17 protein-coding genes are annotated in these 17,255 nt (G+C 59.9%); 2 read left to right on the top strand and 15 right to left on the bottom strand.

The genetic code is table 11. The features are described from left to right. Positions 1-3 precede the first annotated feature (3 nt). The 13 genes from Q1B27_RS10645 to Q1B27_RS10705 all read right to left on the bottom strand — a co-directional run bounded on the left by Q1B27_RS10645 (position 4) and on the right by Q1B27_RS10705 (position 13,159). The gene (locus tag Q1B27_RS10645; RefSeq protein ID WP_299847278.1) at positions 4-1,110 is read right to left on the bottom strand and encodes a mandelate racemase/muconate lactonizing enzyme family protein; all 1,107 of its coding nucleotides are present in this window, start codon (positions 1,108-1,110) and stop codon (positions 4-6) included. Beyond that, the gene (locus Q1B27_RS10650; RefSeq protein WP_299847280.1) at positions 1,110-2,660 is read right to left on the bottom strand and encodes a trimethylamine methyltransferase family protein; all 1,551 of its coding nucleotides are present in this window, start codon (positions 2,658-2,660) and stop codon (positions 1,110-1,112) included. The genes Q1B27_RS10645 and Q1B27_RS10650 overlap by 1 nt, the downstream gene beginning before the upstream one ends. Beyond that, a complete protein-coding gene (locus Q1B27_RS10655) occupies positions 2,657-4,147 on the bottom strand; it encodes an aldehyde dehydrogenase (protein WP_299847282.1) in 1,491 nt (496 codons plus the stop codon). The genes Q1B27_RS10650 and Q1B27_RS10655 overlap by 4 nt, the downstream gene beginning before the upstream one ends. Next, entirely contained in the window at positions 4,144-5,052 is a 909-nt protein-coding gene (locus tag Q1B27_RS10660; RefSeq protein ID WP_299847284.1) for a dihydrodipicolinate synthase family protein, read from the bottom strand. The genes Q1B27_RS10655 and Q1B27_RS10660 overlap by 4 nt, the downstream gene beginning before the upstream one ends. Further along, positions 5,042-5,746, bottom strand: coding sequence for a GntR family transcriptional regulator (locus Q1B27_RS10665; protein WP_299847286.1), 705 nt, complete (start codon positions 5,744-5,746; stop codon positions 5,042-5,044). Before Q1B27_RS10665 ends, Q1B27_RS10660 begins: the two co-directional genes overlap by 11 nt. Positions 5,747-6,010: 264 nt before the next feature. After that, positions 6,011-6,601 (bottom strand): hypothetical protein, encoded by a 591-nt coding sequence (locus tag Q1B27_RS10670; RefSeq protein ID WP_299847288.1) that lies wholly within the window; start codon positions 6,599-6,601, stop codon positions 6,011-6,013. Then, entirely contained in the window at positions 6,598-7,446 is an 849-nt protein-coding gene (locus tag Q1B27_RS10675) for a carbon-nitrogen hydrolase family protein (RefSeq protein ID WP_299847290.1), read from the bottom strand. Before Q1B27_RS10675 ends, Q1B27_RS10670 begins: the two co-directional genes overlap by 4 nt. Before the next feature lie 15 nt (positions 7,447-7,461). After that, the gene (locus Q1B27_RS10680; protein WP_299847292.1) at positions 7,462-7,875 is read right to left on the bottom strand and encodes a hypothetical protein; all 414 of its coding nucleotides are present in this window, start codon (positions 7,873-7,875) and stop codon (positions 7,462-7,464) included. An 80-nt stretch (positions 7,876-7,955) separates the two neighbouring features. Continuing rightward, complete coding sequence (locus Q1B27_RS10685; RefSeq protein WP_299847293.1) at positions 7,956-9,320, bottom strand: FMN-binding glutamate synthase family protein; 1,365 nt, start codon at positions 9,318-9,320, stop codon at positions 7,956-7,958. 22 nt (positions 9,321-9,342) lie between these two features. Continuing rightward, positions 9,343-10,212, bottom strand: coding sequence for a GXGXG motif-containing protein (locus tag Q1B27_RS10690; protein WP_299847294.1), 870 nt, complete (start codon positions 10,210-10,212; stop codon positions 9,343-9,345). Beyond that, positions 10,200-11,135: a glutamine amidotransferase gene (locus Q1B27_RS10695; RefSeq protein ID WP_299847296.1), complete on the bottom strand. Its 936-nt coding sequence runs from the start codon at positions 11,133-11,135 to the stop codon at positions 10,200-10,202. Before Q1B27_RS10695 ends, Q1B27_RS10690 begins: the two co-directional genes overlap by 13 nt. A gap of 83 nt (positions 11,136-11,218) precedes the next feature. Continuing rightward, on the bottom strand, positions 11,219-12,694 hold the full coding sequence (locus Q1B27_RS10700; protein ID WP_299847297.1) for a glutamine synthetase: 1,476 nt from the start codon (positions 12,692-12,694) through the stop codon (positions 11,219-11,221). A gap of 63 nt (positions 12,695-12,757) precedes the next feature. After that, positions 12,758-13,159, bottom strand: a complete 402-nt coding sequence (locus Q1B27_RS10705) for a hypothetical protein (protein ID WP_299847299.1) — start codon at positions 13,157-13,159, stop codon at positions 12,758-12,760. Between the two features lie 49 nt (positions 13,160-13,208). On the opposite strand from Q1B27_RS10705, the gene Q1B27_RS10710 reads away from it, so the two are divergent. Next, the gene (locus tag Q1B27_RS10710) at positions 13,209-13,898 is read left to right on the top strand and encodes a FadR/GntR family transcriptional regulator (RefSeq protein WP_299847301.1); all 690 of its coding nucleotides are present in this window, start codon (positions 13,209-13,211) and stop codon (positions 13,896-13,898) included. Positions 13,899-14,164: 266 nt separating this feature from the next. Here the strand turns inward: Q1B27_RS10710 and Q1B27_RS10715 are convergent, their stop codons facing one another. Then, positions 14,165-14,887 carry a type 1 glutamine amidotransferase gene (locus Q1B27_RS10715; protein ID WP_299847303.1) on the bottom strand — a complete coding sequence of 241 codons (723 nt, stop codon included), beginning with the start codon at positions 14,885-14,887 and terminating at the stop codon, positions 14,165-14,167. A gap of 57 nt (positions 14,888-14,944) precedes the next feature. Continuing rightward, positions 14,945-15,901, bottom strand: a complete 957-nt coding sequence (locus tag Q1B27_RS10720; RefSeq protein ID WP_299847305.1) for a GlxA family transcriptional regulator — start codon at positions 15,899-15,901, stop codon at positions 14,945-14,947. 89 nt (positions 15,902-15,990) lie between these two features. Between Q1B27_RS10720 and Q1B27_RS10725 the strand changes: the two genes are divergently transcribed. Beyond that, positions 15,991-17,241, top strand: coding sequence for a sarcosine oxidase subunit beta family protein (locus Q1B27_RS10725; RefSeq protein ID WP_299847307.1), 1,251 nt, complete (start codon positions 15,991-15,993; stop codon positions 17,239-17,241). Positions 17,242-17,255 lie beyond the last annotated feature (14 nt).

Here is a 17,255-nt window from a genome sequence, read left to right on the forward strand (position 1 = left end):
CGCCTAGCCCCCGAAAGACGCGACAGGTGGGCCAAACTGCGTGGCATCGGGCACAACCCCAAGGCCGGGTCCCTGCGGCAAGGCGATATGGCCGCCCTTGATCGCGATGCCGTTTTCCGGGTCGTAATTGCCCTCGATATAGGGTGCTGCAAGCCAGACACCTTCCAGCAGGCGCGGGTTCACCGTGGCCCCGATATGGGTGCAGGCAGCGGCGATGATGTCCCCGCCCCAGCTATCATCGCAGGTATGCGGCAGGCTTCGGGCCTCGCAGATATCGCGGAACGCCGCCATGCGGTGCAGCCCGCCGATCCGTGTAAGCTTCATGCCGAACCCGTCAACCAGCCCGGTGCCTGCGGCGCTGATGACCGTGCCCAGATCGACGGCGTTTTCGTCCATATAGATCGCGTGGCTGACCTGCGTGCGGATCTGGCGCAACTCATCGACGGTATTGCAGGGCTGTTCCATGATGAAGGGAATATCCGGGCATTCGCGACTGACGCGCAGCGCATCCCTTGTGGTCCAGCCACGGTTACCATCGACCGCGAGGCGTGCCTTGCCACCGATGGTTTCCCAGACCTTGCGGATAACGGCGATATCCACTTCTACCGGGCGGCCGCCGACCTTGATTTGCAGGCGCGGATAACCTTCGGCGACTTTCTCGACGGCCAGCCGGGCGATCTCGTCGGGTTCGCCCACCCCAGTGGCGTAGTAGGAGGGCACACGTTCGGTCGCCACCCCGCCCAGCAGATCCGCGACACGCAGGCCGGTTGCCTTGCCGATCAGATCATGGGCGGCAATATCAATCGCCGCCTTGGCATAGTTGTGCCCGTTCAAAAGCCCGTTCATCACCCGGTGCAGGGTCAGCGGCGCAACCTCGGCCCCGATCAGTCCGGGCGCCATTTCCATCAGCGCCGCGCGCGCCCCTTTGGCATGCGCCTCGGCATAGGTGGGGCCGACCGGGCAGGTTTCACCCCAGCCTTCCAGACCGGTATCCGAGACCAGCCGCACCAGCGTCGTATCCAGCGCCCAAACCTGCGCGTTGGCCATGGTATATGGGCCATTCCTGACCGGCAGGTCGTGCTGGAAGATATGAACCTCGGAGATACGCATCAATGATCCTGATTGAGCGCGTCTGCCGCCGGAATTTCGCGTTCGCGGCGGGCGATGTAATCCAATAGGGCTTCGTTCACGCCTGCGTCCAGCTTGGGTTCTTCGTAGCTGCCCAGCAAATCGCGGGTGTAATTGAGCGCGCGTTCATTGATCTCGACACCGCCCTCGGCCTGCCATTGCTCGATCGAGTTATTGTCGAAAAGCTCTGGCATGAAAAACGCGCGCTGGAAGTTCTCCAGCGTGTGCGGATGGCCCAGGTAATGCCCGCCGGGGCCGATATCGCCGACCGCCGCCAAGGCCTCGTCAAAGTCATCCCAGCGGATACCCTCGGCCATGCGGTAGGCCATGGCGCATTGTTCAGCATCGACCACGAATTTCGCCATTGAACAATGCATCCCGGCCTCGTTCCAGCCAGCGGAATGCCACATGTAATTGGTGCCCGCCATTTGCAGGGCCATCAGGGTCGTGGCGCTTTCGTATCCGGCCTGCGCGTCAAAGGTCTTGGCGCCGCCCAGCGTGTTCGAGGACCGCCACGGCACGCCATAGAACCGCGCCATCTGGCCGATCATCAGGTTCATCAGTGATATTTCGGGCGTGCCCGCCATCGGCGCACCGGATTTCATGCTGACAGTGCTCAGGTAATGGCCATAGATCGCCGGGCAGCCCTTGCGCACGACCTGCGTATAGGCCAGCGCGCTCAGCGCCTCGGCATTCAGTTGCGCCACGGTGGGCGCGACCGAGGCGGGCGTGTTGGCCCCACCCAGCACGAAGGGCGAGCAGAGCACCGGCTGGTTGCGCTTGCAGAAAGCCCGCATCGCCCCCAGCATGGTTTCATCCCAGACCAGCGGCGAGTTGCCGTTGCAATTGCCGGTACAGACCGGATGGGTTTCCAGATACGCCTCGCCAAAGAGAATGGCGCACATCTCCATCACATCCTCGGCATTCTTCGGGCTGGTGGTCATGCCCATGAAGGTCTTGTCGGAATGCTTCATCGACGAATAGGTGATGCGCAGATGCCGCTGGCTGATCGGATGATCGTAAGGCTCGACAATGTGATGTGCCGAGCTGTGCAGCGCGGGCAACATATGCGCAAGCTTGTGGAAGTTCGCCAGGTCTTCCATCGTCGGGTTGCGGCGCACGTCATCCAAATCGCGCAGAAAAGGCGCGCCGGTCATCGGCACGAAAATCCCGTGGTCGCGACCGAAAGGCAGGTTATTGGCCGGGTTGCGGGCGTGATAGGTAAAGGTTTCGGGGATCGTTGCAATCAGGCCGCGCACCAATCCCCGATCCAGGAAAACCGTTTCGCCAACGATCTTGGCACCCGCTTTGCGCCAATCCTCCAACGCGATGTCATCGCGGAAATGTACACCGACATTTTCCAGGATATGCATGCTGGCCGCGTCGATCCGGTCGATCTGTTCGGCATCCATCGGCTCGGTCAATGGCAGGTTGCGTTTAAGCGCGGGCAACATGGTGAAATCCCGCGTCTGCCGTGCCGATTTGCGTGCCCCGCGTCCGCGACGGACAGTGCCTACTGCATCAACGCTCATCCAACGTTGTCCCCTTCGGATGGATCGCTGAGGTCGATCCAGATTGTCTTGAGTTGGGTGAACTGGTCATGGGCGTGGGCCGAATTGTCGCGCCCGCCAAACCCCGATTGCTTGAAGCCGCCAAAAGGCGTGCTGATGTCACCTTCGCCATAACAGTTGACCGTCACCGTCCCCGCCTTGATCTCGCGCGCCGCGCGGATGGCTTGCCGTGTGTTGGCGGTGAACACGCTAGCCGCGAGGCCGTAGGAGGTGTCATTGGCAAGCTGGATCGCTTCCTCGGTGCTGGCAACCTCGATCACGCTCAGGATGGGGCCAAAGATTTCCTCACGCGCCTTCTTGTCCGCCGGTTTGACCGCATAGATCGTGGGCGGCACGAAATTGCCCTCGGCCTTGCCGCCGACCAGCGCCTTGCCTTTCAGGTATGTGCCGACCTTCTTGCAGTGGTCCGCGTCGATCAGCGCGCCCAGATGGTTGGCCGGGTCCAGCGGATCGCCGGTTTTCCAGTCGCGGGTGCGGGCGATGATCCGCTCCATCAGCGGCTCCCTGACCGATTTATGCACGATCAGTCGCGACGCGGCTGAGCAGTTTTCGCCCATGTTCCAGAAGGCGGCATTGACCACATGGGCCGCCACATGATCAAGGTTTTCGGCATCTTCCAGAACAACAGCGGGGTTCTTGCCACCGCATTCCAGCGTGATTTCCTTCATGTTGCTGTCGGCGGCATAGCGCAGGAACCGCTTGCCGGTCTCGGTCGAACCGGTGAAGCTGACCATGTCGACATCCATATGCATCCCCAGCGGCTCTCCCACCGACGGGCCATCGCCGGGCAGCACCTGCAACACGCCGCGCGGCACGCCCGCCATATGGGCAATCTCGGCCAGCCGCAGCGCCGTCAGGCTGGTCTGTTCCGCCGGTTTCACGATGACCGAGTTGCCAGCCGCCAGCGCCGGGCCGATCTTCCACGCCATCATCAACAGCGGGAAGTTCCACGGCAGCACCACGCCCACGACGCCGATGGGTTCACGCACGATCATGCTGATCGCGTCATCGCCCGACGGGCCAGTCTGGTCATAGATCTTGTCGATCAGCTCGGCATGCCATTTGATCGTGTGGATCACCTCGGGGATGTCGATGGTTTCGCAATCAAGAATGGGCTTGCCGCTGTCGAGGCTTTCCATCACCGCCAACTCGCGACGCCGACGGGTGATCAGTTTGCACATGCGGATCAGCACATCCTTGCGCTCAGACGGGTGCAGCCGCGACCAGTGCCCCTGATCGAAAGCTTCGCGGGCCTTCTTGACCGCAAAATCAACATCCTTGGCATTGGCGGTGCTGATCTTTGTCAACACATCGCCGGTCGCCGGGTTGATCGTGTCCATCATCGGGCCAGCGCCTTTGCGGAACTTGCCGTCGATGAAGGGGGTCGCGGGCAGGTCGATCTCGGCGGCGATGGCACCGTATTCGTCGCTGGTCAGAAGGTCAGTCATTTGGCCTCTCCTGTGATGTTGGCGACGCTGGTGTTCATCGTGCGGATGACTTCCTCAAGCGCGCGTTTGTCGTCTTTGTTCAGCGGGTGCAAAGGCTTGCGCGGCGGCCCGCCGGGGATGCCCCGCATCGTCAGCCCATGCTTGATGCACTGAACGAATTTGCCGCCCTGTTCCAGCACGCGCATCAGTGGCAACATCGCCGACATGATCGCACGACCCTTGGTAAAATCCCCCTCGATCACACATGCCTGATAAAGCGCGATATGCGCCTCGGGCGCGAAATTCGATCCGGCGCAGACCCAGCTGCGCGCGCCCCAGGCGAAGAATTCCAGGGCCTGGTCGTCCATCCCGCAGCTCAGTGCGATATGCGGGTAATCCCGCGCCAGCATATGCAAACGGTTGATATCCCCGGAACTTTCCTTGATCGCGCAGAAATTCGGTGAGCGCCCCAGACGGTCGAGCGTTTCTTCGTCCATGTTCACGCCCATCCGCCCCGGATAGTTATAGAGCATCACCGGCATGTTGGCGGCACGATCGACAGCAAGGCAGTGCAACGCCACTTCGCGGCCCGTGGGACAGGAATAGGGGGGCGTGGCAATCAAAAGGGCATCTGCCCCGACTTTCCTGGCCGCCTTGGCATATTCGATGCTGTTTTCGGTGCGGATGTCACCGGTGCCCACAATCATCGGCACGCGGCCTTTGATCAGCTTATGAACGCGCTGCATCATCCACACGCGCTCCTCGAAGGTCTGCGCGTAATATTCGCCGGTGGTGCCCGCGACGATGATGCCATGCACACCGGCACCGATCAGCAGGTCGACCGTGTCGGCAAGCGCCTTTTCGTTGACGCTGAAATCATCATGATAGGGCGTCACGATGGGCGTGTAGATGCCTTCAAAGCGCATGTTTATGGTCCTTCATTGCAATCACGTCCAGCGGCAGCGGATCAGGAGAGACAAAGCGCTCCAACCGGTCACGGGACAGGTTCCAGTGGTCGATGGTCAGGTCGACGATGACCGCCGGTTCCTGACGTTCGATGGCGACGATCATGGCGTCGTGGTGGTCAATGGCGCGGGTCACCCGGTTCTGGTCATCATCCGAAGTGGGGCGATAGAATGTCTGGCTAAGCCGCGTGTGGTCGATCAGCATCCGGCCCAGGCTGGCGCGCAGGTAGGGGTTGTGGGACATGACTCCGATCTGCTCATGAAACGCATGGTTCAGCAGCGCCGATTGCCCGGTGTCACCGGCCAGAACGGCAGCGCGAAATTCTTTCTGAATGGCCTTGAGCGGCGGGATTTCATCCGAGCGGCGATTCTCGGCTGCCAGACGTGCAACATTGGCATAGATCATCGGGGCGGTCTGAAAGAACATGCGCATCACCCCCAGGTCCATCGAGGCCACCTTGGCCCCGCGATTCTGTTCGATCCGCAGATAACCTGCGCCGCTAAGTCTTTGAAAAACCTCGCGCATTGGCGTGCGTGAGATACCGTATTGATCGCAGAGCGATGCTTCGTCCAGATCGCTGCCGGGCGCAATATCCAGCATCAGGATACGCATGCACAGGTCTTCGAGACAGGCAGTTTTCTTGTCCTTGGTCATCATCCCTCCCTACTTGAATACAATTTGTATACATTTTGAATTTCGAGTCCAGAAAAAACCCACCGACCCGGTTTCTTTTGTGAGATACTGTCCCCGATGGTATTGCAGTGTTGGCTAAGCTCGGCGCGGGCCGCAATCAGCCGCATTCGCAGCACGAACGTTCACACGCATGCGCGTCATCCCCAACGATCATGTTGATCGGCAGGTTCGCTCTTCAAACGGGCGTTTTCCGCGCAGTTCAGCGATGTGGTGACAGACCTTTTATCAGCCGTAGGCCGGGTCGGAACTGCTGTCTTTCCAGTTCGGCTCGAACCCCAGCACCTCGGTATCGGGCGGTAGGGCCGGGTTGAACAGCTTGTTATGCGCCACCGTGGCCTGATGCAGCAGGTTGTGCTGGGCCAGACGCCAGACCTTGCAGGTCAGGTCGAACTTCTGGGCATAGGCGTCAAAGATCAGGCGGCATTCCCCGGCCTGATGGATTTGCGCAGCCCCTTCCGATCCGGGTGGAAACGTGGCGGTCAGGATGTCCGAAAACTCCACAGCGTTCTGATAATATCCCGCCGACAGGAACCGGATCGCCGTATCGCGGCGCTGCGCCGGGTCGTTGGTCTTGGCGGACATATGCACCAGCTCCGACGTCACCGAATAGGCCGGGGATTTGCTCATCACCGTGATGATATGGCCCATCGGTTCATCCTGATCGGGCAGGATCACCGCGGGCATGATCGCGTCATCGGGCCGCCCGTCCTGATCGCGCATCGACATCTGGCGCACGCGGCATTGCCAGCGCAGGAACGCCTTGCGCAGAGGGTGGTCGGAATAGCTTTCACCAAGTTGGGAGGCGACGGAGCTCATGCAACATTCCTTTTGGTGTCAGTGGTCAGCGTGAAAGGGCGATCATGCCCAAGGCTCGGGATGCGCGCCTGTGTTTCAGCCACCTTATCCAGATCAATCCGCGCCTGCACAACCCCCGGCAGGGTTCCGCCATCGCTGATGACCTCTCCCCACGGATCGACCACCAGCGAATGGCCATAGCTTTCGCCGCCGCCGGGCACGGGGCCGATGGCGCAGGGCGAGATGACAAAGCGCGTGGTTTCGATGGCCCGGGCACGGTTAAGCACATGCCAATGCGCCTCACCGGTCTTGCGGGTGAAGGCGGCGGGGCAGATGATGATCTCGGCCCCGGCCTTGGCGAGGCTGCGGAAGAGATCGGGAAAGCGCAGATCATAACAGATCGTATGGCCGATCCGGGCAAAGGGCGTGTCGTGGATCACCGCCTGATTACCGGCGCTGACGCAGACGCTTTCGCGGTAAACCTCGTCCTCGGAGAGCTGGATATCAAACATGTGGATCTTGTCATAGGTGCCACGGATATTGCCGGTATCATCCAGCATGTAGCCGCGGTTGATGATCCGTCCGTCGGGGCCGTCAATGGCGATGGAGCCAAGATTGATCCAGACCTGTCTCTTGGCGGCAAATTCCTGCATCGCGTCCAGAAACGGATGCGCGCCCTCGGGCGCGGCCGGCGGCGTGACGCGCGGGCCATCCGTGGCCAGCCCGCCGCAATATTCCGGTAGAAAAAGGATATCCGCGCCCGCTGTGACCGCTGAACTGGCCAACGGCATCGCCTCGTCCAGGGCTGATGCGAAATCGGGCATCGGCCGGGTCTGTAGGCAAGCAATATCAAGCGGGCGCGGCATTTGATCGAGTCCTTTTCAGAACTTCATATAGGCCTTCCGCAAGGAAACCAGCGGGTGACGGTCGGACATCTGAAACTTGATCAGAAATTCCCGGGCAATCATGTCGCGGTCCTGTTGGTTGTCAGGCAGATCATAGGATTCGGGCACGCGGACCCAGCCGTTATTGTTACGGTCAAAGACGGCGGCAGCGCCCTCTTCATAGCCCATATGAACGTCTTCCAGCCAGTTCAGATCGTCCCATCCCATGGTTTCCATGTATTTGGTCAGGAAGGGGGTGATCCGGTCATAGTCGGGCACAAGGTTCACATCATAGCGATACCCGATATGCTGACCGATTTCTTTTTCGCGTTCAGACGCAAGCCCGTCCGCATCTTTCAGGAACTGATCGACATCCTTGATTTCGGAGCCGCGGTACTGTGTTCCAGCCATTTTCAATTCTCCTTTCCGGGGGTGCCGGGGTGAACCCCGGCCTACGGTTTGGGTAGGGCGGGGTTCACCCCGCCGCGCCCTTACAGGTGGTGATAATCTTCGACGCCGACCGTGTGGCTGGTGCCCGCAAGGGGAACACCCGCCATCGCCGAGGCTTCCATCGTGAGTGCGGCGAGATCCTCGGGCTCCAACGAGTGGAGATAGGTCTTGCCGCAGGCACGGGCAAAAAGCTGTGCCTCGATGGTGAGCGTGTGCAGGAAGTTATACACACGTTCCGCCGCCGCATCCGGGTCGAGACGCTTGCGCAGTTCCGGGTCTTGCGTGGCCACGCCAACCGGGCAACGGCCCGTGTGACAGTGATAGCAATAGCCGGGCTCTGCCAGGATCTCTTCCTGATAGTTGGCTTCGGGGATGTCCTTGTTGCAGTTCAGCGCCATCATCACCGAGTGGCCGATCGCAATCGCGTCTGCACCCAGGGCAATCGCCTTGGCCACGTCGGCACCGTTCCGGATACCGCCCGCATAGACCAGGCTGATTTCGCCACGCTTGCCAAGATCGTCAATCGCCTTGCGCGCCTGACGGATCGCGGCCATGCCCGGTACACCGGTATCTTCGGTCGCAAGGTGCGGACCAGCACCGGTGCCGCCTTCCATGCCGTCGATATAGATGCTGTCCGGGTCACATTTCACCGCCATCCGAACGTCGTCATAGACACGGCTTGCGCCCAGCTTCAGCTGGATCGGGATCTGCCAGTCCGTCGCTTCACGGATTTCCTGGATTTTCAGCGCCAGATCGTCCGGTCCCAGCCAGTCGGGGTGACGGGCAGGTGAACGCTGGTCGATACCGGCAGGAAGTGACCGCATCTCGGCAACCTGGTCGGTCACTTTCTGACCCATCAGGTGACCGCCAAGGCCAACTTTACAGCCCTGACCGATGAAGAACTCGCATCCATCCGCCAGGATCAGGTGGTTCGGGTTGAAGCCATAGCGCGACTGAATGCACTGGTAGAACCACTTGGAGCTATAGCGACGCTCATCCGGGATCATGCCGCCCTCGCCCGAGCACGTCGCCGTACCGGCCATGGTCGCACCACGCGCCAGCGCGGTTTTCGCCTCATAGGACAGCGCCCCGAAAGACATGCCTGTCACATAGACCGGGATATCCAGTACCAGCGGGTTCTTGGCGCGCGGGCCAATCACCGTTTGGGTCTCGCATTTCTCGCGGTAGCCTTCGATCACGAAACGCGTCAGCGTGCCGGGCAGGAAGGTCAGGTCATCCCAGTGCGGGATTTTCTTGAACAGAGAGAACCCCCGCATCCGGTAGCGGCCAAGTTCGGACTTGATGTGGATGTCATCCATCACCGCAGGCGGGAAGATGAAGCTGTCACCGATACGGTTGGTATCGCGCGCCAGCGGTTTTTTCTTGGGCAGATCGCCGTCAGCCATTGTTTTATTCCTTTCGCTAGCTTTAGAGAATGAGCTTCTTCTCGTTGGGTTCCAGGTTGTCGTAATTCCAGAGCATTTTGCCCGCGACGACCTTGGTGAAATGATCAACGCCCTTGTCCGGCATCATCCCGTACTGCGTCAGCTTGCGCGTCAGCCAGGCCTTGTCGAGATCGGTCAGTTCCGCCTCGACCGCGTCCACACCATAGGATTTGGTTTCGCCACCGACAAAGATCGTGCCGTCATACATACTGTCGCCCAGGTTCTTGCCCGCATTGCCACAGATGATCATCCGCCCACGCTGCATCATGAAGCCCGTCAGCGCGCCGACATCACCACCAACGATGATCGTGCCGCCCTTCTGGTCGATGCCCGTCCGCGAACCTACCGAGCCACGGCACACCAGATCGCCACCGCGCATCGCGGCGCCAAAGGTGGAACCGGCGTTTTTCTCAACCAGCACGGTGCCCGACATCATGTTCTCGCCGCAGGACCAGCCCACGCGACCCGTGATGCGCACATTCGGCCCGTCGATCAGACCCACGCCGAAATATCCGGTCGAGCCTTCGATGATCAGGTTGAGCTTGCTCAGGATGCCCACGCCAAGCGAGTGCTTGCCGCGCGGGTTTTGCAGAACGATGGTACCGTAGCCTTCGGCCATTTTGGCGCGAATGGCCTGGTTGACCTCGGTATTGGTCATATCGTCAGTGTCAATCTCGGTACGCTTGTTGAAATCGACATCCGGCGCCCAAGGGTAGGTAAACCGCTCTTCGGCATCGGGGTCAAACTCGACATAAAGCGATTTGCCCGTCAGCTGTTCGGTGCGCATGCCCAGGGCGGTCACCCGCTCTTCCTGGGTCATGTTCTTGAGTTCTGCGTCGCTTACGCTTGCCATACCCGGACCTCCTCGTCGTAGGGATCAGTTGTGTCGATTTCTTGCGGCAGGATTGCGCGGATCGCCACCTCTTCCGAGGCCATCGCGATCAGGTCGTCCGATTCGTAGAGAACCAGCGGTTTGGCGGCCATCGTATCCTTGGCCATGCCCAGCTGATCCTTGGTCGCGACCAAATAGGTGAACACGCCATCGATCTCTTGGATGGACTGGCGCAGGCTGTCTTCTAGCGACACGCCATTGGCCAGGTTATGCGCAGTATAGACCGCCAGCAGTTCGCTGTCGCAGTTCGACATGAACCGGTGGCCCTTGCGTTCCATCTCGCGGCGCATGATCCAGTAGTTGGTGATCTGGCCGTTATGGACAACGCTGACATCATTATAGGGGAACGCCCAGTAGGGGTGCGCCGATTTGATGTCCACGTCGGATTCCGTTGCCATCCGGGTGTGACCGATGCCATGCGTGCCGTTGAAATCGTTCAGGCCATAAGCCTCGGCCACGACCGACGCATCGCCCAAGTCCTTGATCAACTCAAGACCGTTGCCCATCGACAGGATCTCGACACCCTCGGTTTCCTCGATATGGCTCGCCATCTCGCCGGTGTCGCCACTATGGGTCAGCACGTAGCGCAGCGAATACTCGCGCGGAGCTTCTTTGGTCTTGATCTTGGCACCATGCTCTTCGAGAATGGTTTCAACCTCGGTAATCCGGTCAGCGATGACCTGATGGATACCGCGACCGCGTTCCATATCCTCGGCTTCGGCCACTTTGAGGCGCATCACATAATCGCCCTCAACGGGCTCGCCATAGACCGCGTAACCGGTACTGTCCGGTCCCCGGTGCTTGAGGGCCTGGAGCATGGCGGTCATTTCAAACCCGACATTGGCGCTCTTGCCCTTGTGTATCAATCCAGCAATTCCACACATCTGGATATGCCTCCTTAGGTTGGCTAGGAAAATTCAGAAAAGGCGGCAGGCATAGGGCACCTGCCGCCAGTTTTTGGAATGCCTCAGGGAAGACATTCCATATACGTGTCGTTGTCCCAATCGGTGACGGTCGCCATGAAGCGGGCGTATTCGTCATATTTGTACTCATGGAACAGACGGTACATTTCACCTGGCAGACCGCGTTGGACCACCTCACTATTTTCAAGATGATCAAGGGCTTCACCCAGCGACATCGGCAGCTTCTTGACCTGCTTACCGGCCTTGATCGCCTCGTAGATGTTGCGCTCTTCGGGCTCACCCGGATCCAGCTTGTTGTCGATGCCGTCATCCATGGCCGCCAGCAGGGTCGATCCCATCAGATACGGGTTCACCATGGAGTCGACCGAGCGGTATTCGAACCGTCCGGGGGCCGACACACGCAGACCGGTTGTCCGGTTCTGGAAACCCCAGTCGGCAAAGATCGGCGCCCAGAAGCCCGTATCCCAAAGCCGGCGATAAGAGTTCACGGTCGAAGACCCGATCGCCGTCAGCGCCTGCAGGTGGTGGACCACGCCGCCGATCGCCTCAAGCCCTTCTTTGCCGGGCATCTGCGGATCGTCGTCGTCAGGCATAAAGGTGTTCTCACCACCACGCACATACATGTAGTTCTCGCGCATACCCGGCAGATCATCCGGATCATTGCCGCATTTGACGAATTCATCCTCACCACCGCGCCACAGGCTCATGTTGTGGTGACAGCCTGACGCCGACACACCCATGAACGGCTTGGTCATGAAGCAGGCAAAAATCCCTTCTTCACGCGCCACCTGGGCACAGATCTGGCGATAGGTGGTCAGACGGTCCGCGTTGCGCAGAACATCGTCGAACATCCAGTTCAGTTCCAGCTGACCGGGGGCATCCTCGTGGTCGCCCTGGATCATGTCCAGACCCATCTGGCGGGCATATTTGATCACCTTCATCGACACCGGACGCAAGGATTCAAACTGGTCGATGTGATAGCAGTAAGGCTTCGAATAGCCGTCCTTGGGCTTGCCGTTCTCGTCGAACTTCAGCCACATCATTTCCGGCTCCGTGCCGATCCGCAGCGACCGACCGTGCTTTTCCTTGAACTGGTCATGCATGCGGCGCAGGTTGCCGCGACCATCCGAGGTCAGATATCCACCCGGATTTTCCTTTTCCTCGCGGTTGCGGAAGAGCGTGCAGTAAAAACGACCGATTTGCGGCGCCCAGGGCAGCTGCATGAAGGTTTCAGGCTCGGGGATACCGACCAGTTCGGCGGCTTCCGGACCGTAGCCCAGATAGTTGCCGGCGCGGTCAGTGAACAGGTTCACCGTGGCGCCATAGACCAACTGGAAGCCCTTCTTGGCGATGGATTCCCAGTGATCGGCGGGAATACCTTTGCCCATGATCTTGCCGGTCACGGATACGAATTGCAGATAGAGATATTCGATGCCCTTGGCATCAATCATCTCTCGCACTTGTTTGATCTTTTCGGCGCGGCCGGGGGCTTCGACGAATTTTTCGAGATCTGTTGCCACTGTTTTAGTCTCCCTGAGGTTGCCGCCTTGGCCGGGTCTTGTGCCCGGCTTCGGTGGGGTGGTTCAGCCCGGTCGTTTCGGGCCGTTCAAGACCGGGCTCACATCACCAAAGGCGGACCGGTCAAATTGAATTGGTTTAAGAAAGTGCGGGTGATTGGTCGGGGTCGCGTCAATATTGGCGGATTGCACGTGACGGGTGAAAACCTGGATGGAAAAGATCCGGGCAGCGCTGCGGCTATCTCTCGAAGATGCGCCAAGCTTCCATGCAACGAGCCCACGGTGTATACCGGTATCAGTGATCACGAAATCAGCTTGATCTCTAAGCGTCATCTGAACAGGCTCCCTGGGTCTTTGATAGGTGGCTTGATGTGCAAATCGAGGCGGTGCAGCAGTTGTTAACGAAATCCTTCCCTTTGCCAAGCCAAAAGTCAACCACTTTTGGTCCAATGATTGCAAAAAGGCCAATAAACGCCCTTAATTGGTATATATTTGGTTCATCTATAGGGTGCTGCAAATGAACGCGCCACTTGATCAGAAATTAGGCGCCTCGGACATTGCCGCCCTGCTAAGGCGCGAAATTTCCAAGGGAATTCTGCAACTTCACGACAGGTTGCCCCCCGAAAGGGTATTGGCAGACACCTATGGCACGGCCCGCGGCACGGTCCGAAAGGCGCTCAATCTGCTCGAGCAAGAGGGCTATGTCGAGATCCGCGCAGGCAGCGGTACATATGTGGTTCACATGCCAACCGATTCGTATTCTGACGCGATTGATAACGCGACGCCGCTGGAATTGATGGACACGCGATTCGCGCTCGAACCGCATATCTGCCGGCTTGCCGTGCTGCATGGACGACGCGCCGATTTCGACAAGATGGAAGCACTGTGCGTCCGGATGGAGGCGCTGGCCGACGACCCGGTTTCCTTCTCCGAGGTCGATACCGAGTTTCACCGGGCGCTGACGAACTCCACCCGCAACGGGCTGCTGATCTGGATCATCGACCAGATCGCCCATGTCCGCAGCCAGGATGACTGGACCCGGATGCGGCATCTGACGCTGGATGCCCGCACGATCAACCAGTACAACGCCCAGCACCGGCAGATCCTGAACGCGATCCGCACCCGAGAGCCCGAGCGCGCCGCGAATATCATGAAGGAACATCTGGAAACCGCGCGCCTGTCCCTGACCCGCGCGGCGGAAACCTGAGGCACGGAATCTGCGACCCCGCGTAGCTTGGGTGAAACCCACGCACCGCGCCCCGTTCGGCCCCCCGCTCCCGCTGGAACACCGCGCGCCCTGTTAACCACGCCCGCGCCGGTATCAAATACCGACGTAATACCGACGTTTTACCGACACGATACAGACAGCGGTTTTCCCTTGTTAACCAGCCTCTTACGGGGTGATTCGCGGCCCCCGGCCCGGATCACCGCCCAGATCGTTTCTGATTTGACAGGATTTGGGGCGCTGGCGCTCTAATGCGTTTTGGCAGTCATCTGCAACCAGTTCATGTAAAGCCGTTCCGCCATGTCGTTGAACGCGCCCATGCGGGCTGAACAATCCTGGTCGAATTTCTCGACCGCGCCCTTGCCCATGGCCTTTTCCAAGGCCCCCGCATAGGCGGGAATATCGGCCCAGTTGCGCACGGTATCGCCCTCAAGCTCCACATGAAATTGCATCGACACGGCGCGGGTGCCCCACTTCATCGCCTGCACCGGACAGGCCGGTGAGGTCGCCAGGCATTGCGCGCCCGCAGGCATCTGTTTGACCTCGGCCGAATGCCATTGCAGCGTCTCGAATTTTTCCGGCAGCCCGTCGAACAGCACGCCCGTGGCCCCCGCTTCGGTCAACTGCACTTCCATCACGCCGATCTCTGGCGTTTCCGAAGGGCCGACACTGCCGCCCAGCGCCTCGGCCAGGAGTTGATGGCCCAGGCAGAGGCCCAAAAACGGCAGGCCCATTTCCTCTACCGCCTTGCGAATGAACGCTTTTTCGTCTTTCAACCAGGGGTGTTCATCCTCTTGCCAGACATCCATCGGTCCGCCCATGACCCAAAGCGCGTCATAGCCTTCAAGGTCCGGCAGGGCCTCGCCCTCGTCCAGTTCAACGGCGTCCCAGGTATGGCCGTCCTCTTTCAGGAAATCGCGAAAGATACCCGGGTGCTCGACGCTCTCATGTTGCAAAACCAGTATGTGCATGGGGCCCTCCATTTTTCGCCGACCCTAAGCCGCAATCGGCGCGCGGCGCAAGTTCTGTCACCGACTTGCCGAGGGCGGTTGCCTGAAATGCAGCGTGTAGGCGCGCGAGAAATGCGAGGAGTTGGCAAAGCCCGTCGCCAGCGCGATCTCGGTCAGCGAAAGCGGCGAATGTCTGAGTAAACTCTGCGCCTTATCCAGGCGCAGCTCGCGGTAATATCCCATCGTTGACCGGCCCAGTTTTTCGCGGAAAAGCCGGTTCAGCTGGCGCGGCGATATGCCCGCCGCCCCGGCCAGATCATCCAGCGAAATCGTCTCGGCCACGTGGCTTTCCATCGCGTCCACCGCATCAAGAATCGCCGCGTTGGTCGATCCGACCCGTTCCACCAACCCCCCCCGCTGCGGCCCGATCGAAGGCCGGATTTCAGTATGCATAAACCAGTCACTGACCAGCCGCGCAAAAGGCGCACCGTGATGACGGGCAATCAGCGCGTGCATCAGATCAAGCGGCGCCGTGCCGCCCGCACAAGTCACCCGGTCACGGTCGATCACATAAAGGCTGCGTTCGACCATCAGATGCGGTGAAATTTCTGCCAGCGCCTCGGCATGTTCCCAATGCACGGTCATGCGCCGCCCATTCATCAGCCCGGCGCGCGCCAAGATCAGCGGCCCACCCGATACGCCTCCCAACCGCGTGCCACTGCGCGCCATGCGAACAAGCCAGGGAATGATCGGGCGTTCATTGTAATATGCCGGGTTGCCACCGGCGACGATGAAAAGATAGTCAAGCTTGAGGTCGTCACCGATGGTTGCCTGCGGCATCACCATCGCCGCGCCGGAACTGGGAACGGGGTCCTGGGTGACGCCAATATTCACCACATCATAGAGCGTGCGGCGCCCTAGCAAATTGGCAGCACGCATCGGTTCAACCGTTGATGAATAGGACAAGAGCGCGAATCCCTTCAGCGCCAGAACGCCAATACGGCGGGTTTCAGCTATTGTACCAATTGTGTCCATTTTAGAAATCTAACCGTCTATTTCAGAGAAGTCGATTCGGAAGTTAACGGCGATGCTATTCCGATTGGAGTTTCGGGGATCTGTCACCAATGCGCTATTCAGCCTTCAAGATATTCACCCAGGGCCTGACCGGCAACAAGGGCTGGAAACCGGTCTGGCGCGAGCCTGATCCGAAGCCGGAATATGATGTGATCATTGTCGGCGCGGGCGGGCACGGCCTGTCGACAGCGTACTATCTGGCCAAGGAATACGGCATCACCAACGTGGCGGTTCTGGAAAAAGGCTGGCTGGGTTCAGGCAATATCGGACGGAACACTACGATCATCCGCTCGAATTACATGCTGCCGGGGAATGAACCCTTCTACGAAATGTCCATGAAGTTGTGGGAAAACCTGGAGCAGGATTTCAACTACAACGCCATGATCAGCCAGCGGTCGATCCTGAACCTGATCCATTCCGACGCGCAGCGCGATGCCTTCATCCGGCGCGGCAATGCGATGTACCTGGCCGGGGCCGACGCCGAATACGCCAGCGCCGAACAGCTGCGCCAGGAGCTGCCGTTCCTGGATTTCGACAATGCGCGTTTCCCAATCAAGGGCGGGCTTTACCAGCGGCGCGGTGGCACGGTGCGCCACGATGCGGTCGCCTGGGGCTATGCGCGCGGCGCCGACAGCCGCGGCGTCGACATCATCCAGAATTGCGAAGTTACCGGGTTCGACATCCAAAACGGCACCTGTCGCGGCGTCGAAACCAGCCGGGGGCCAATCCGGGCCAAGAAGGTCGCGGTCTGTGTCGCCGGATCGTCGGGGCGGGTGATGGCCAAGGCGGGCATGCGCCTGCCGATCGAAAGCCACGTTTTGCAGGCCTTCGTCACCGAAGGGCTGAAGCCGGTTATTCCCGGCGTCATCACCTTTGGCGCGGGTCACTTTTACGTCAGCCAGTCCGACAAGGGTGGGCTGGTCTTTGGTGGCGATATCGACGGCTACAACACCTACGCGCAGCGCGGCAATCTACCTGTGGTCGAGGATGTGGCCGAGGGCGGCATGGCGATCATGCCGATCATCGGACGCGCTCGCCTGCTGCGCAGTTGGGGCGGCATCATGGACATGTCGATGGACGGATCGCCCTTTATCGACAAGACCGATATTGGCGGGCTCTATTTCAACGGCGGCTGGTGTTACGGCGGCTTCAAGGCAACGCCGGCCAGCGGATTCTGCTACGCACACTTGCTTGCCAAGGACACGCCGCATCCGGTGGCAACCGAGATGCGCCTGGACCGGTTCAAGCGCGGCCATATCATCGACGAAAAAGGTCAGGGCAATCAGCCCAACCTGCATTGATCGGAGGGACAGGA

The organism is uncultured Roseovarius sp. (genome assembly GCF_947489715.1).
GTDB lineage: Bacteria > Pseudomonadota > Alphaproteobacteria > Rhodobacterales > Rhodobacteraceae > Roseovarius.

Bases quoted from the DNA above. Each gene is read 5' to 3' on its own strand.
- Q1B27_RS10645 (WP_299847278.1), bottom strand. From the start codon at position 1,110: ATGCGTATCTCCGAGGTTCATATCTTCCAGCACGACCTGCCGGTCAGG.
- Q1B27_RS10650 (WP_299847280.1), bottom strand. From the start codon at position 2,660: ATGAGCGTTGATGCAGTAGGCACTGTCCGTCGCGGACGCGGGGCACGC.
- Q1B27_RS10655 (WP_299847282.1), bottom strand. From the start codon at position 4,147: ATGACTGACCTTCTGACCAGCGACGAATACGGTGCCATCGCCGCCGAG.
- Q1B27_RS10660 (WP_299847284.1), bottom strand. From the start codon at position 5,052: ATGCGCTTTGAAGGCATCTACACGCCCATCGTGACGCCCTATCATGAT.
- Q1B27_RS10665 (WP_299847286.1), bottom strand. From the start codon at position 5,746: ATGACCAAGGACAAGAAAACTGCCTGTCTCGAAGACCTGTGCATGCGT.
- Q1B27_RS10670 (WP_299847288.1), bottom strand. From the start codon at position 6,601: ATGAGCTCCGTCGCCTCCCAACTTGGTGAAAGCTATTCCGACCACCCT.
- Q1B27_RS10675 (WP_299847290.1), bottom strand. From the start codon at position 7,446: ATGCCGCGCCCGCTTGATATTGCTTGCCTACAGACCCGGCCGATGCCC.
- Q1B27_RS10680 (WP_299847292.1), bottom strand. From the start codon at position 7,875: ATGGCTGGAACACAGTACCGCGGCTCCGAAATCAAGGATGTCGATCAG.
- Q1B27_RS10685 (WP_299847293.1), bottom strand. From the start codon at position 9,320: ATGGCTGACGGCGATCTGCCCAAGAAAAAACCGCTGGCGCGCGATACC.
- Q1B27_RS10690 (WP_299847294.1), bottom strand. From the start codon at position 10,212: ATGGCAAGCGTAAGCGACGCAGAACTCAAGAACATGACCCAGGAAGAG.
- Q1B27_RS10695 (WP_299847296.1), bottom strand. From the start codon at position 11,135: ATGTGTGGAATTGCTGGATTGATACACAAGGGCAAGAGCGCCAATGTC.
- Q1B27_RS10710 (WP_299847301.1), top strand. From the start codon at position 13,209: ATGAACGCGCCACTTGATCAGAAATTAGGCGCCTCGGACATTGCCGCC.
- Q1B27_RS10715 (WP_299847303.1), bottom strand. From the start codon at position 14,887: ATGCACATACTGGTTTTGCAACATGAGAGCGTCGAGCACCCGGGTATC.
- Q1B27_RS10720 (WP_299847305.1), bottom strand. From the start codon at position 15,901: ATGGACACAATTGGTACAATAGCTGAAACCCGCCGTATTGGCGTTCTG.
- Q1B27_RS10725 (WP_299847307.1), top strand. From the start codon at position 15,991: ATGCGCTATTCAGCCTTCAAGATATTCACCCAGGGCCTGACCGGCAAC.